This is a genomic window from Paenibacillus sp. GbtcB18 (assembly GCF_019091125.1).
GTDB classification, from domain to species: domain Bacteria; phylum Bacillota; class Bacilli; order Paenibacillales; family NBRC-103111; genus Paenibacillus_F; species Paenibacillus_F chitinolyticus.
Window position 1 is genome coordinate 1 of sequence record NZ_JAGXJX010000769.1, and the last position, 241, is coordinate 241.

The 241-nt window shown below is 55.2% G+C and carries 1 protein-coding gene; it reads left to right on the forward strand.

Annotated elements, in window-relative coordinates; translation table 11 throughout:
- Window positions 1-241 (forward strand): histidine kinase dimerization/phospho-acceptor domain-containing protein (locus KVT34_RS30985; RefSeq protein ID WP_302695785.1); only part of this gene is annotated, 241 nt, incomplete at both ends.

A 241-nucleotide genomic window follows, 5' to 3' on the forward strand; every position in this document is an offset into this window, starting at 1 on the left:
GGGTTCTTGGCCCTCCTGAGCCAAGACAACCGGACGCCGGAGAACGGCATTATCGGAATGGCGGACCAGCTGGCGGAAACGGAGCTGTCCGAGGAACAGCGGAGCTATTCCGACATTATTTTGCAGAGCAGCTACGCCCTGCTGCGGATTTTGAACGAGATCCTCGATTTCAGCCAAATCGAAGCCGGTAAAATGGGCGTTAACCACGAGCCTTTCGATGTCCGCTCCGTTTTGAATCATG